The following is a 14,088-nucleotide window of genomic DNA, read 5'->3' on the forward strand; positions in this document are numbered from 1 at the left end:
CGGTGTGTCATCCGACAAACATGTTGTCTGACACTCCCTCTTCGCGAGCAGGCTCGCTCCCACAGTTTTGAACGGCGGTGAGTCAGGTCCCTGCGATCAACTGCCGGGCCGCCTGGCTGTGATCGGCAATCAGACCTTTCAGATCCAACCCTACAACCTGCCCATCAACCACACGCCACTTGCCGCCAATCATCACCCGATCTGCCCGATCGGCGCCGCACAGCAGCAACGCCGAAATCGGATCATGGCTACCGGAGAAGCGCAGTTCATCGAGCTTGAACAACGCGAGATCCGCCTGTTTGCCCACGGCGATTTCGCCGATGTCAGTGCGACCGAGCAGGCTCGCCGAACCTTTGGTCGCCCAGCCCAGCACGCGCTCCGGGGTGATCTTTTCGGCGCCGTAACGCAGGCGCTGGATGTACAGGGCCTGACGCGCTTCGAGGATCATGTTCGAGGCATCGTTGGACGCCGAACCGTCGACGCCAAGACCGAACAGCGCGCCGGCGTCGGTCAGCTCGATGCTCGGGCAGATGCCGGACGCCAGGCGCATGTTCGAGCTTGGGCAGTGGCAGATGCCGGTGCCGGCCTGGCCGAGGCGGGCGATTTCGTCGGGGTTGAAATGGATGCCGTGGGCCAGCCAGGTACGCGGGCCGAGCCAGCCGACGCTGTCCAGATAATCGACGGTGCGCAGACCGAAGCGTTGCAGACAGAAGTCTTCTTCATCGAGAGTTTCAGCGAGGTGGGTGTGCAGACGCACATCGAGCTTGTTCGCCAGATCAGCGCTGGCCGACATGATTTCCGGGGTCACCGAGAATGGCGAGCATGGCGCCAGAGCGATCTGGATCTGCGCACCGTCGCCACGCTCGTGATACTCGTGAATCAGCCGCTGGCTGTCGTCGAGAATCACCTGACCTTCCTGCACCGTTTGTTGTGGAGGCAGACCGCCGTCCTTCTCGCCAAGGCTCATCGAGCCGCGTGTGAGCATGGCGCGCATGCCCAGTTCGCGCACCGTTTCGACCTGCACGTCGATGGCGTTTTCCAGACCGTCCGGGAACAGATAGTGATGGTCGGCTGCCGTGGTGCAACCTGAGAGCAGCAATTCGGCCAGCGCCACCTTGGTGGCGAGGGCGAGTTTTTCCGGGGTCAGCCGCGCCCATACCGGGTACAGGGTTTTCAGCCACGGGAACAGCGGCTGATTGACCACCGGCGCCCAGGCGCGGGTCAGGGTTTGATAGAAGTGATGGTGAGTGTTGATCAGGCCCGGCAGGATCACATGCTCGCGGGCATCGAACACTTCATTGCACGGCGCCGACGGCTGCTGACCGGCAGCGAGGACTTCGACGATGACACCGTCTTGCACGACAAGGCCGCCACGGGCATCAAGCTCGTTGGAGGTGAAAATGGCGAGGGGATTTTTTAACCAGGTACGGGTCGCAGGCATTGTGGCCGGCTCCTCTGAAAGTTGGGTTCAGGGTTGCCAGCTCAGTGTTGCCCTGTCTGCTGATCCAGGGTCGCCGCGAAGGACGAGGCGCGCAGTTTCAAACAAATCGCCCCATCGGGCAAGCGCCACCCGACCATTCACCATCATCCCCCTGTGGGAGCGAGCCTGCTCGCGAAGGCGTCATGTCAGTCGATACAGATTTACCTGACAGATCGTATTCGCGAGCAGGCTCGCTCCCACATCGGGATTATCAGTGCTTACCAGGGAATGGTTTCACCCTTGTAATTGACGAAGTGATGCCCGCCCTTGCCGGTAAACGCATTGACCTGATCGATCAGCCCGCGGGTGCTGGTCTCGACGTCGAGATCGGCGCCTTCGCCGCCCATGTCGGTCTTCACCCAGCCCGGGTGCAGCGAAAGTACGGTGAGTTTCTGCTCGCCCAGTTGCGTGACAAAACTGTTGGTCATCGAATTCAGCGCCGCCTTGCTCGCCTTGTACAGCGCCAGTTCCGGCGCGTCGGGCATGGTCACGCTGCCGAGTACCGAACTCATGAACGCCAGCACGCCGCTGCCGTCGCGAATCTGCCCGACGAAACGCTGGGCCAGATTGATCGGCGCCACCGCGTTGGTGAAAAACAGCTGCCCGACCTCGGCCAGGGTCGCGCCGCCCGGCGTCTGCACGTCCGGGCCTTTGACCCCGGCGTTGACGAACAACAGATCGAAGGTTTCGCCCTTGAGCTTCTGGCTCAGAGCGATCACCGCTTGCTGATCGTCCATGTCGAGCTTCTCGATGCGCACGTCACCCAGCGCTTGCAGCGCCTCGGCCTTCTGCGGATTGCGCACCGTCGCGGTGACTTGCCAGCCATCGCCCAGCAGGGTCTTCACCAGACCGAGGCCCAAGCCGCGGGAGGCGCCGATGATCAGTGCGTTTTTTGCCTGAGACATGATGGGTTTCCTTGAAAGTCAGCATTCAGGATTCAATGGACACGCCTGACCGCGCCACAGTTGCAGCGCTTGGCGAAAACAGGCTTTGATCCCGGAGCATACTCCAGGCGTCTTGAGTTTCTCGAGGGTGTTTGATCAGAAATAGTTGTGGGTCGTGCTCCAGATGTTGCCGGTGCGGAGGCCTTCGCGAGCAGGCTCGCTCCCACATATGCCCGTGTTCACTCAGATCTCCTGTGGGAGCGAGCCTGCTCGCGAAGAGGCCCGCTCTGACATCAACTAATGTCCCGATTGCCACGGCTGCCCCAACGAAACCGGCGCATACAACCGAGTGCGTACGGCATCGCGGGACAGCAACACCAGCACCAAGATCGTCGCCAAATACGGCAGCATCGCCAGCAGGCTCGAAGGTATCGCCAGTCCCAATCCCTGTGCCACCAGGTGCAGGATGCTGGCGAGGCCAAACAGATACGCCCCGAGCAACAACCGCCACACCCGCCAACTGGCAAACACCACCAGCGCCAGGGCAATCCAGCCGCGCCCGGCGGTCATGTTTTCCGCCCACATCGGCGTGTACGCCAGCGACAGATAAGCCCCGGCCAGCCCGGCCATTGCTCCGCCGAACAACACCGCCAAGGTACGCACGGTCAGCACTGGCAAACCCATCGCGCTGGCCGCATCCGGGTTTTCACCGACCGCTTGAATGATCAGGCCGACACGACTTTTGATGATCACCCACGCCACCAGCGCAAACAGCGCGAACGATAGATACACCAGCAGATCCTGGGCAAACAGCATCCGCCCGATCAGCGGGATCTCACTCAGATACGGAATCGCCAGAGGCTCGAAACCCGCCAGCGGCTTACCCACCCATGCCGCGCCGACAAACGTCGAAAGTCCGACACCAAAGATCGTCAGCGCCAACCCGGTGGCCACCTGATTGGCGTTGAACACCAGCGCGACCAGGGCAAACAGTGACGACAACAACATCCCGGCCAACATCGCCAACAGCACACCCAGCCACAGGTTGCCGCTGTTCAGCGCGACGATAAAACCGATCACCGCACCGAACAGCATCATGCCTTCCTGGCCGAGGTTGAGGACGCCGCTTTTCTCGCAGATCAACTCACCCAATGCCACCAGCAACAGCGGCGTGCCGCAGCGGACCATCGCGTAGAAAATATTGCTCAACAGGTCGATATCCATCACAGCGCTCCGGCGGTTACGGCAGGGGTCGAGGCGCGCCGGGTCCAGCGCAGTTTCAGGCGTGGCCGATAGAGAATCAGCACGTCACAGGCGAGCAGGAAAAACAGCATCATGCCCTGGAACAATTGGGTGATCGCCTGCGGCAGATTGAGCGACATCTGCGCGCTCTCGCCGCCGATGTACAGCAGCGCCATGAGCAGACTGGAGAACAGAATGCCGAGCGGATTCAACCGTCCCAGAAACGCCACGGTGATCGCCGCGTAGCCATAGCCCGGCGACACCTGCGGCACCAGTTGGCCGATTGGCCCGGTCACTTCGCAGACCCCGGCGAGCCCGGCCAGAGCACCGCTGATCAACAGCGCCAGCCAGATCAGGCGCTTCTCGCGAAAGCCGACAAAACCTGCCGCACGTTTGTCCAGCCCGAGCACTTTCATCTGGAAGCCGATGAAGCTTTTCTGCAACAGCACCCACACCGCAACCAGCGCGAGCAGGGCGAAATACACGCCGGCATGCACGCGGCCATCTTCCAGCAGCAGCGGCAAACGACTGGCGTCGCCGAACATCGCCGACTCCGGGAAATTGAAGCCCGCTGGATCCTTCAACGGCCCGTGCACGCAGAACAGCAGCAGGTTCAGCGCGATGTAGTTGAGCATGATGCTGGTGAGGATTTCGTTGGCGTTGAAGCGCGTGCGCAGCCATGCGGTGAGCCCGGCCCATGCGGCGCCGGCCAGCGTGCCGGTCAGCAGAATCAGCACCAGCGCCCAGCGACTTTGCATGTCGATAACGTTCACTGCCAGAGCACTACCGGCCAACGCGCCGAGTAGAAGTTGGCCTTCGGCGCCGATGTTCCAGATTCGCGCCTGATAGGCCACCGCCAGGCCGAGTGCGCAGAGCAGAATCGGCAGCGCCTTGACCAGCAATTCGGACACGCCATAAAGGTCACTGACCGGCGCGATCAGCAGCGTATGCAAGGTCTGCAGTGGGTCGTGGCCCAGAGCGATGAACAACAGCGAGCCGCAGCCGAGGGTCAGCGCCGCCGCCAGTAACGGCGAGCACCACAGCATCAGGCGCGATTGCTGGCCACGGGGTTCGAGGGAAAGCAGCATGTTGAAACTCCGTTAAACCGAGGCGGTGCGAGGTGAGTGATCGAACTGGCCGGCCATCCACGCGCCGACATCGCTCAGTTGTGTAAGGCCGGTGTCTTGCAGTGCCGACAGACGCCCGCCGCATAGCGCGCCGAGGCGATCGCTGATCTGGAACAGCTCATCGAGGTCTTCGGAAATCACCAGAATCGCCGCGCCGGCATCGCGCAGGGCAATCAAGGCGCGATGGATGGTGGCGGCGGCACCGACGTCGACGCCCCAGGTCGGGTGCGCGGCGATCAGCAGTTTCGGTTGCTGAAGAATTTCCCGGCCGAGGATGAATTTCTGCAGGTTGCCGCCGGACAGGCTGCGCGCAGCGGTTTGCGTGTCCGGGGTCTTCACGCCGAAACGCTGGATGATCTGCTGCGCGAGGGTTTCGACTTTGCCGCGTTGGATCAACCCGTGGCTCACCAGTCCTTGCTGGAAAGCACTGAGCAGGGCGTTATCGGCCAGACTCAACTCCGGCACCGCGCCGTGGCCGAGGCGTTCGGCCGGCACGAAGGCCAGACCGAGTTTGCGCCGCGCGTCCGGGCGCAGGTCAGCGACGTTTCGCTCGGCGAAGCGCAGGGTCGCCGCTTGCGCACGAGGCAAGGGCTGCTCGCCGCTGAGCAGGGCGAGCAGCTCATCCTGACCATTGCCCGCGACCCCGGCGATGCCGACGATTTCACCGCTGCGCACTTGCAGGTCGATGTCTGTCAGCGAGCAGCCGAACGGATCCGGGTTGTGCCAGCTCAAACCCTGCACCTGCAGAAACGCCGCGCCACCGCTGACTTTCGGATACTCGCCAATCAATGCCGCCGCTTCGCCGACCATCAGTTGTGCCAGTTGCTGATCCGTACATTGCGCCGGCAGGCAATGCCCGGCTACCCGACCGCCGCGCAGCACCGTGGCGCTGTGGCACAAGGCCCGCACTTCACCGAGCTTGTGGCTGATAAACAGAATGCTGCAGCCCTCGTCGGCAAGGCGCCGCAGGGTGATGAACAATTCGTCCGCCTCTTGCGGCGTCAGCACCGAGGTCGGCTCGTCGAGAATCAACAGGCGGATGTCCTGCATCAGGCAACGGATGATTTCCACCCGCTGCCGCTCGCCGATCGACAGGCTGTGGACAAGTCGCTCCGGCTCCAGCGCCATGCCGTAACGCCGCGATACTTCGCGAATTTTCGGTTCCAGTTGCTTCGGCGTGCCGGCCGCCGCGCCCATCGCCAAGGCAATGTTCTGCGCCACGCTGAGGGTTTCGAACAGGGAGAAATGCTGGAACACCATGCCAATGCCCAACTGCCGCGCCTGTGCCGGGTTGCGCATCTGCACGCGCTGCCCCTGCCAGAGCATTTCACCGCTGTCGCACTGGGTGACCCCGTAAATGATCTTCATCAACGTACTTTTGCCCGCGCCGTTTTCACCGAGCAGGGCATGGATTTCACCCGGCGCGATGCTCAGGTCGATGGCGTCGTTGGCCAGACAACCGGGGTAGCGTTTGCTGATCTGGCGCAGTTGCAGGCGCGGCGGGGAAGGGGCGATGGACATGACAGGCTCGACTGACTTGGAGTTGTGCCTGTGGATAAAGCAATTTCCTGGCCATTGAGTCAGGAACGCTTGCGGAGCCGGTCCGCAAGTGCCGACAGCAGCGCATCAGCGGGCGTTTTGTCTTTCTATCGAGCACCAATTCAGCGCAAAGCCATTGAACAGGCTCCAGTTTTGCTCGTGCTACGTTGGTTAAAAAACGAGCAATCACTTGGGGCCTAGGCAGATCCAGCGACAGCGACGGTCATGAACGGCTTATCCACAGGTTGTTCCACAGTAATTGTGCGCAAGCGCCGAGGTCGGGCATAAGCACTGCGATGCTTTCTTCTAATGGTGATAAACGATGTTAACTATCTGTTTTTACGCTGATTTTTCGTTTCGTCGGATCAATTGAACGAAAAGTGAACAAATCGCGCAAAGCCGCATGACAGAAGGGTTACAGCGGTATGTGCTCAGGTTATCCACAGTCGGGTGCACAGCCGATGTGGGCAAGTCGGCAGAAAATGGAATGCATGTAATGCCCCAAAAAGATCGCAGCGTTCCGCAGCTCCTACAGGTGGAATGCGATCACCCTGTAGGAGCTGCCGAAGGCTGCGATCTTTTGATCTTCCACTCTCAACGCTGCAACAAAATCCGCCCACGGCTCAGATCCGCCAACTGACTTTGCAGCACTTCGATCTGCGCTTCTCCTACCGCCAATTTCAACTCAACCCCATTGGCCGTGAAGTTTTCCTCCACCACCAATCCACCGAGATCCGCCACGCGCAACTTCACCAGCGCCAACTCGGCAAATCCGCAGGCGCAACTGAGCGGCACGCGGCTGATCAGCTCGATTTTTTCCGCCGCTTGCAGGCACTTGTTGGCGCCACCGCCGTAGGCCCGGGCCAGGCCGCCAGTGCCCAGTTGAATGCCGCCGTACCAGCGAATCACCAGCACCGCGACCTGATCGCAGTCCTGCGCTTCGATCGCCGCGAGAATAGGGCGCCCTGCGGTGCCGCCCGGCTCGCCGTCGTCAGTGCTGCGGTATTGCGCGCCGAGTTTCCACGCCCAACAGTTGTGCGTGGCATTCAAATCGCTGTGCTGCTCGAAAAACGCCTGCGCATCGGCGGGGCTGCTGATCGGCGTCGCCAGAGTGATGAAGCGGCTTTTGCGAATCTCTTCGCGGTACTCGCAAAAACCGCTGAGGGTGAAAGGCATAAACGTCTTATAGAGAAGGAGTGAGGCCGCAGCCTTTGAGAATGATGCGGATCAGGTTGTTGCCGGCGTCTTCCATGTCCTGCTTGGTCAACTTGCTGCGCCCGGTGACGCGGCAGATCTGCGTGGCGAAGTCGGCGTAATGCTGGGTGCTGCCCCACAGCAGGAAGATCAGGTGCACCGGATCGACCGGATGCATCTTGCCCGCATCGATCCACGCCTGAAACACCGCCGCGCGCCCGGTGAACCAGGTGCGGTAATCCTGATTGAAATATTCGCTCAGGCATTCGCCGCCGCTGATCACTTCCATGGCGAAGATTCGCGAAGCCTGTGGCTGGCGCCGGGAGAATTCCATCTTCGCGCGGATGTAGCGGGTCAGCGCTTCGGCCGGGTCATCCTCGGCAGTGAGGGTGTTGAAGGTGCTGTCCCACAACTCGATGATGTTGCTCAGCACTGCCACATACAAACCGAGCTTGTTGGTGAAGTAGTAATGCAGGTTGGCCTTGGGCAGCCCGGCATTCTGCGCGATGGTGTTCATGCTGGTGCCTTTGAACCCGTGACGGGCGAACTCGTCTTCGGCGGCTTTGAGAATGGTCTCTTCGTTCTTCTGACGAATGCGGCTGGCGGGTTTGCCGCCGTGGGCTGGGACTTCAAAGGTCATAGGCACTTCCGGGATTGTCTGTGGGTGCAACCAGTTGCGTTGATAGCGCACCCACAGGCATCCGACAAGTCCTTGCGCGGAAAAACAGTTACGCCTGTTCGATCTTGTTCAATGACGCGGGGCTTTTTGTCTCAGCGGTTTTGCCTTCCGGCAACAAAAGACACAGGACGATTGCCGTCAGCCCGCCGCTGGTGATCGCCGAGTCGAACAGGTTCTGCACCAGTTTCGGCAACAGGTGCAGCAGGTTCGGTTGCGCGGCGATGCCAAGGCCGACGCCGAACGAAGTGGCGATGATCAACATGCGCCGGTCCAGCGGTGACTGCGCGAGAATGCGTACGCCCGCCGCCGCCACTGCGCCGAACATCACCAGCGTCGCACCGCCGAGCACCGGTTTCGGGATCTGTTGCAGCACCGCACCGATCATCGGGAACAGGCCGAGGCAGAACAGGATCGCGCCGATGTACAGACCGACGTAGCGGCTGGCAACGCCGGTCAATTGGATCACGCCGTTGTTTTGCGCGAACGTCGTGTTGGGGAAGGCGCTGAAGGTCGCCGCGATCATGCAGCTCACGCCATCGCCAAGCACGCCACCGCGCAAGCGGCTTATATAAGAAGGGCCGCTGATCGGTTGGCGGGCGAGCATGCAGTTGGCGGTGAGGTCGCCGACGGTTTCGATGGTGCTGATCAGGTAAATCAGAGCGACCGGCAGGAAAGCGGTCCAGTCGAAGTTGAATCCGAACTTGAACGGCGTAGGAAAACTCACCAGCGGCAAGTCAGGCAACGGCTGTGGCACTAATTTTCCGCTGAACCACGCAGCGAGACTGCCTAGCACCAGTCCGATGATGATCGCCGACAGTCGTACCCAAGGCGTGTTCGAACGGTTGAGCAGAATGATCGTCAGCAGCACGAACACGCCCAAGGCCAGATTCCCCGGCGCGCCGAAGTCCGGGGCATTGAAGCCGCCACCCAGATCGGTGATGCCGACCTTGATCAGGCTGATGCCGATCAGCGTGATGACAATGCCGGTCACCAGCGGTGTGACCACTCGGCGCAACTGACCGATGAAACGGCTGAGCACGATCTGCACGATTGCGCCGAAAAAGCACACGCCGAAAATCATCGCCAGAATATCTTCCGGGCTGCCGCCGCGCTGCTTGACCAGAAACCCGGCCGACAGCACCGCGCCGAGAAACGCGAAACTGGTGCCTTGCAGACAGATCATCCCCGCGCCAATGCCGAACGGTCGCCGCGCCTGGATAAAAGTGCCGACGCCCGAGACCAGCAGCGCCATGCTGATCAGGTAAGGTAGATGCGCGGTCAGCCCGAGCGCGGAACCGATCACCAGTGGCGGGGTGATGATGCCGACGAAACTGGCGAGCACGTGTTGCAGTGCGGCGAGAATGGCGGCGAGTGGTTTGGGGCGGTCGTTGAGGCCGTAGATCAGTTCACTGGACGAATCGGAATCTGGCTGCATGGATTTGGCTTCTTGAAGGAGAGTTATCCCTTCTGTGCAAAAACCTGTCCACTTGCTCAGGTTATTCCTGGATTCTGTCGATGAGGCCCTGCCGGGCTGGGCTCTGCGCGCTTATCTATCGCGTCGCGGCCAGACTCTCCAGGAAACTTTCCAGCACCAAATGAGGGCGCCGCCCCTTACGCGTGACCGATGCCAGACTCAAATCGTAATAACGCGTGCCGGCCTTGAGCGCACGCAAACGCCCCTGCTGCACCCAAAGGCTGGCGTAGTGATCCGGCAGATAACCGATGTAGCGCCCGGTCAGAATCAGAAATGCCATGCCCTCACGGTCAGAGGCACTGGCAGTGCAATTGAGCGCCTGATAGTGCGCCTGAATCTCCGCCGGCAAACGAAAGGTCGGCGCAATCGCGTCCTGACTGTCGAGGCGTTGATCATCGAGTTGCTTGTCGTCGACGTAAAACAGCGGATGACCCACCGCGCAATACAGCAGCGAACGCTCGCTGTATAACGGCTGATATTCCAGTCCCGACAAGGCGCTGGCCTGCGGCACCACGCCAACGTGCAGGCGCCCGTCGAGCACACCTTGTTCAACTTCGTTCGGCGCAATCATGCGGATCTGGATCTGCACGTCCGGCCCGCGCTCCTTCAACTGCGCGAGGGCATGGGTGATGCGCATGTGCGGCAGGGTGACGAGGTTGTCGGTGAGGCCGATGATCAGCTCGCCGCGCAGGTGTTGGTGCAGGCCGTTGACCTCGGTGCGAAAACTCTCCAGTGCACTCAACAGCTGTAGTGCCGACTGGTACACCTCACGGCCTTCCTCGGTCAGGGAAAATCCGGCCCGGCCACGCTGACACAAGCGCAAGCCGAGGCGCTGTTCCAGATCGCTCATCTGCTGGCTGATCGCCGAACGCCCGATGCCGAGCACGGTTTCCGCTGCGGAGAAGCCGCCACATTCCACGACACTGCGAAAAATCCGCAGCAAACGGATATCAAAGTCACTGACCTGGGCCAATGGATCGGCGCGGCGGCTGCTCATTTTTTGTTCTCTTTGTTTAGCAATGATCTAACTGAAGGTTAGAAGAGTTGGATTTCACCGACTTTATCGCCGTGGCAATTTAGCTGCAACAACGCTTTCCATCTCCCTGACGCTTATGCCCTGCGAGGTTTTGCCCGATGAACATGCCTGAAAACGCGCCGTCGCCACTGGCCAGTCAACTGAAGCTGGACGCGCACTGGATGCCGTACACCGCCAACCGCAACTTTCAGCGCGACCCGCGTCTGATCGTCGGCGCTGAAGGCAGCTGGCTGTTCGACGACAAGGGCCGCAAGATCTACGACTCGCTGTCCGGTCTGTGGACCTGCGGCGCCGGGCACACCCGCAAGGAAATTCAGGAAGCCGTTGCGAAACAGCTGGGCACCCTCGATTACTCGCCGGGTTTCCAGTACGGCCATCCGTTGTCGTTCCAGTTGGCAGAGAAAATCACCGAACTGACCCCGGGCAACCTGAACCACGTGTTCTTCACCGACTCTGGTTCCGAGTGCGCTGACACCGCGGTAAAAATGGTCCGTGCCTATTGGCGCCTGAAAGGCCAGGCGACCAAGACCAAAATGATCGGCCGCGCCCGTGGCTACCACGGTGTGAACATCGCCGGCACGAGCCTCGGCGGCGTCAACGGCAACCGCAAACTGTTTGGTCAGGCGATGATGGACGTCGATCACTTGCCACACACGCTGCTGGCGAGCAATGCGTTTTCCCGTGGCATGCCGGAGCAGGGCGGTATCGCTTTGGCCGATGAACTGCTGAAGTTGATCGAACTGCACGACGCTTCCAACATCGCTGCGGTGTTCGTTGAGCCGATGGCCGGCTCTGCCGGGGTATTGGTTCCGCCGCAGGGTTACCTCAAGCGTCTGCGCGAGATCTGCGATCAGCACAACATCCTGCTGGTGTTCGATGAAGTGATCACCGGTTTCGGCCGCACCGGTTCGATGTTCGGCGCCGAGAGCTTCGGCGTGACCCCGGACCTGATGTGCATCGCCAAGCAAGTCACCAACGGCGCGATTCCAATGGGCGCGGTGATTGCCAGCTCCGAGATCTACCAGACCTTCATGAACCAGCCGACGCCGGAATACGCCGTGGAATTCCCTCACGGCTACACCTATTCGGCACACCCGGTGGCCTGTGCCGCCGGCCTTGCAGCACTCGACCTGCTGCAAAAGGAAAACCTGGTGCAGAGCGTCGCCGAAGTCGCGCCGCATTTCGAAAACGCGCTGCATGGTCTGAAGGGCTCGAAGAACGTCATCGACATCCGCAACTACGGCCTGGCTGGCGCGATCCAGATTGCCGGGCGTGACGGCGACGCGATCGTGCGTCCTTTCGAAGCGGGCATGGCCTTGTGGAAAGCCGGGTTCTACGTACGCTTCGGCGGCGACACCCTGCAGTTCGGCCCAACCTTCAACAGCAAGCCGCAAGACCTTGATCGTCTGTTCGACGCGGTCGGCGAAGTGCTGAACAAGCTCGACTGATTTTTCCCTCTATATATGTACAAAAGTGCGGGCGCCTCTCACGGCGCCTGCGGACCAGAATTCAGGAGTGTTCGATGAGCGTTATCCCGCATTTGATCAATGGCGAACTGGTAACCGAAACCGGTCGCGCGGTAGATGTGTTCAACCCGTCTACCGGCCAGGCGATCCATAAACTGCCATTGGCCAGCCAGGCTACCATTCAGAAAGCCATCGATGCCGCCAAGGCTGCGTTCCCGGCTTGGCGCAACACGCCACCAGCCAAACGCGCCCAGGTGATGTTCCGTTTCAAGCAACTGCTGGAGCAGAACGAAGCGCGCATCTCGCAACTGATCAGCGAAGAGCACGGCAAGACCCTGGAAGATGCCGCCGGTGAATTGAAGCGCGGTATCGAGAACGTCGAGTTCGCCTGCGCCGCCCCGGAAATCCTCAAGGGCGAGTACAGCCGCAACGTCGGCCCGAACATCGACGCCTGGTCGGACTTTCAGCCTTTGGGCATCGTTGCCGGTATCACCCCGTTCAACTTCCCGGCCATGGTGCCGCTGTGGATGTATCCGCTGGCGATCGTCTGCGGCAACTGCTTCATCCTCAAGCCATCCGAGCGCGATCCAAGCTCGACGCTGCTGATCGCTCAGTTGCTTCTGGAAGCAGGGTTGCCGAAAGGCGTGATGAGTGTGGTCCATGGTGACAAGACAGCGGTGGACGCGTTGATCGAAGCGCCGGAAGTCAAAGCGCTGAGTTTCGTCGGTTCGACACCGATTGCCGAATACATCTACGCCGAAGGCACCAAGCGCGGCAAACGCGTTCAGGCACTGGGCGGCGCGAAGAACCACGCGGTACTGATGCCGGATGCCGATCTCGACAATGCGGTGAGTGCACTGATGGGCGCGGCTTACGGTTCCTGCGGCGAACGCTGCATGGCGATTTCGGTTGCCGTGTGTGTTGGCGATCAAGTTGCCGACGCGCTGGTGGCGAAACTGGTTCCGCAGATCAAGGCACTGAAAATCGGCGCGGGTACCTCGTGCGGTCTGGACATGGGGCCGTTGGTTACCGGTCAGGCGCGTGACAAGGTCAGCGGTTATGTGGATGACGGTGTGGCGGCGGGCGCGACCCTGGTGGTCGATGGTCGCGGTCTGAGCGTCGCCGGTCATGAAGACGGCTTCTTCCTCGGTGGCTGCCTGTTCGACAACGTCACCCCTGAGATGCGCATCTATAAAGAAGAGATCTTCGGGCCGGTGCTGTGCGTGGTGCGGGTGAACAGCCTGGAAGAGGCGATGCAACTGATCAATGATCACGAATACGGCAACGGCACCTGCATCTTCACCCGTGACGGCGAAGCGGCGCGGCTGTTCTGCGACGAGATCGAAGTCGGCATGGTCGGCGTCAACGTGCCGTTGCCGGTGCCGGTGGCTTATCACAGTTTCGGCGGCTGGAAGCGTTCGCTGTTTGGCGACCTGCATGCGTATGGTCCGGATGGCGTGCGCTTCTACACTCGTCGCAAGGCGATCACCCAGCGCTGGCCGCAGCGTGCAAGCCATGAAGCTTCGCAGTTCGCATTTCCTAGCTTATAAGTAGCTGGATGTGCAGAAGGCCGACCTTTCAGGTCGGCCTTCGCGTTTTCGGGGCTTTTTGACCGATATGACAGAAATATGAAAATAGGTGTTGACGGCAGATTCCAGAGGTCTATAATTCGCCCCACTTCCGGCGCAGTCGAAACGGAAAACTCCTTGAGATTCAAAGAGTTATGCGGTTTTCGACAGCGGCTTGCTTCAGATTATCGAAGCCTGGAAGGAGTTGAAAGAGCAGTGATGTGTGGCTCTTTTAACGGTTCGATCTTCTCGGTCGAAAGCGGAGAAAAAGAGGTGTTGACAGCAGCGATTAACGCTGTAGAATTCGCCTCCCGCTAACGAGAGATCGGAAGCGCAAGTGGTTGAAGTTGTTGAAGAATTCTTCGAAAACTTCTGAAAATAATCACTTGACAGCAAATG

Annotated in this window: 11 protein-coding genes; 2 read left to right on the top strand and 9 right to left on the bottom strand. The window is 60.5% G+C overall.

The window, feature by feature from the left end; genetic code table 11:
• Window positions 1-82 precede the first annotated feature (82 nt).
• From AB4N41_RS12225 to AB4N41_RS12265, 9 genes are all read right to left on the bottom strand, one after another.
• A complete protein-coding gene (locus AB4N41_RS12225) occupies window positions 83-1,441 on the bottom strand; it encodes an 8-oxoguanine deaminase (protein WP_236169698.1) in 1,359 nt (452 codons plus the stop codon).
• A 257-nt stretch (window positions 1,442-1,698) separates the two neighbouring features.
• A complete protein-coding gene (locus AB4N41_RS12230) occupies window positions 1,699-2,385 on the bottom strand; it encodes an SDR family oxidoreductase (protein ID WP_016771812.1) in 687 nt (228 codons plus the stop codon).
• 276 nt (window positions 2,386-2,661) lie between these two features.
• Complete coding sequence (locus AB4N41_RS12235; protein ID WP_150638115.1) at window positions 2,662-3,588, bottom strand: ABC transporter permease; 927 nt, start codon at window positions 3,586-3,588, stop codon at window positions 2,662-2,664.
• Window positions 3,588-4,694: an ABC transporter permease gene (locus tag AB4N41_RS12240; RefSeq protein WP_252877390.1), complete on the bottom strand. Its 1,107-nt coding sequence runs from the start codon at window positions 4,692-4,694 to the stop codon at window positions 3,588-3,590. The genes AB4N41_RS12235 and AB4N41_RS12240 overlap by 1 nt, the downstream gene beginning before the upstream one ends.
• A 12-nt stretch (window positions 4,695-4,706) precedes the next feature.
• Entirely contained in the window at window positions 4,707-6,254 is a 1,548-nt protein-coding gene (locus tag AB4N41_RS12245) for an ABC transporter ATP-binding protein (RefSeq protein WP_252877391.1), read from the bottom strand.
• Window positions 6,255-6,866: 612 nt separating this feature from the next.
• Window positions 6,867-7,448, bottom strand: coding sequence for an IMPACT family protein (locus AB4N41_RS12250; RefSeq protein ID WP_125917571.1), 582 nt, complete (start codon window positions 7,446-7,448; stop codon window positions 6,867-6,869).
• Between the two features lie 7 nt (window positions 7,449-7,455).
• Entirely contained in the window at window positions 7,456-8,106 is a 651-nt protein-coding gene (locus AB4N41_RS12255; RefSeq protein ID WP_460138397.1) for a TetR family transcriptional regulator C-terminal domain-containing protein, read from the bottom strand.
• An 88-nt stretch (window positions 8,107-8,194) separates the two neighbouring features.
• Window positions 8,195-9,580 carry a uracil-xanthine permease family protein gene (locus tag AB4N41_RS12260; protein ID WP_460138398.1) on the bottom strand — a complete coding sequence of 462 codons (1,386 nt, stop codon included), beginning with the start codon at window positions 9,578-9,580 and terminating at the stop codon, window positions 8,195-8,197.
• A 115-nt stretch (window positions 9,581-9,695) separates the two neighbouring features.
• Window positions 9,696-10,616, bottom strand: coding sequence for a LysR family transcriptional regulator (locus tag AB4N41_RS12265; protein ID WP_039764096.1), 921 nt, complete (start codon window positions 10,614-10,616; stop codon window positions 9,696-9,698).
• A 137-nt stretch (window positions 10,617-10,753) separates the two neighbouring features.
• Here AB4N41_RS12265 and aptA point away from each other — a divergent pair, with 137 nt between their 5' ends.
• Window positions 10,754-12,103 (top strand): omega-aminotransferase AptA, encoded by a 1,350-nt coding sequence (gene aptA, locus AB4N41_RS12270; protein ID WP_016771806.1) that lies wholly within the window; start codon window positions 10,754-10,756, stop codon window positions 12,101-12,103.
• 74 nt (window positions 12,104-12,177) lie between these two features.
• Entirely contained in the window at window positions 12,178-13,671 is a 1,494-nt protein-coding gene (locus tag AB4N41_RS12275; RefSeq protein ID WP_071174323.1) for a CoA-acylating methylmalonate-semialdehyde dehydrogenase, read from the top strand.
• The last annotated feature ends 417 nt before the right edge of the window (window positions 13,672-14,088 follow it).

This window comes from Pseudomonas sp. S2_A10, from assembly GCF_054668465.1.

Coding starts and splice junctions, on each gene's coding strand:
- AB4N41_RS12230 (WP_016771812.1), bottom strand. CDS start 2,385: ATGTCTCAGGCAAAAAACGCACTGATCATCGGCGCCTCCCGCGGCTTG.
- AB4N41_RS12225 (WP_236169698.1), bottom strand. CDS start 1,441: ATGCCTGCGACCCGTACCTGGTTAAAAAATCCCCTCGCCATTTTCACC.
- AB4N41_RS12245 (WP_252877391.1), bottom strand. CDS start 6,254: ATGTCCATCGCCCCTTCCCCGCCGCGCCTGCAACTGCGCCAGATCAGC.
- AB4N41_RS12250 (WP_125917571.1), bottom strand. CDS start 7,448: ATGCCTTTCACCCTCAGCGGTTTTTGCGAGTACCGCGAAGAGATTCGC.
- AB4N41_RS12275 (WP_071174323.1), top strand. CDS start 12,178: ATGAGCGTTATCCCGCATTTGATCAATGGCGAACTGGTAACCGAAACC.
- AB4N41_RS12235 (WP_150638115.1), bottom strand. CDS start 3,588: ATGGATATCGACCTGTTGAGCAATATTTTCTACGCGATGGTCCGCTGC.
- AB4N41_RS12240 (WP_252877390.1), bottom strand. CDS start 4,694: ATGCTGCTTTCCCTCGAACCCCGTGGCCAGCAATCGCGCCTGATGCTG.
- AB4N41_RS12260 (WP_460138398.1), bottom strand. CDS start 9,580: ATGCAGCCAGATTCCGATTCGTCCAGTGAACTGATCTACGGCCTCAAC.
- AB4N41_RS12265 (WP_039764096.1), bottom strand. CDS start 10,616: ATGAGCAGCCGCCGCGCCGATCCATTGGCCCAGGTCAGTGACTTTGAT.
- aptA (WP_016771806.1), top strand. CDS start 10,754: ATGAACATGCCTGAAAACGCGCCGTCGCCACTGGCCAGTCAACTGAAG.
- AB4N41_RS12255 (WP_460138397.1), bottom strand. CDS start 8,106: ATGACCTTTGAAGTCCCAGCCCACGGCGGCAAACCCGCCAGCCGCATT.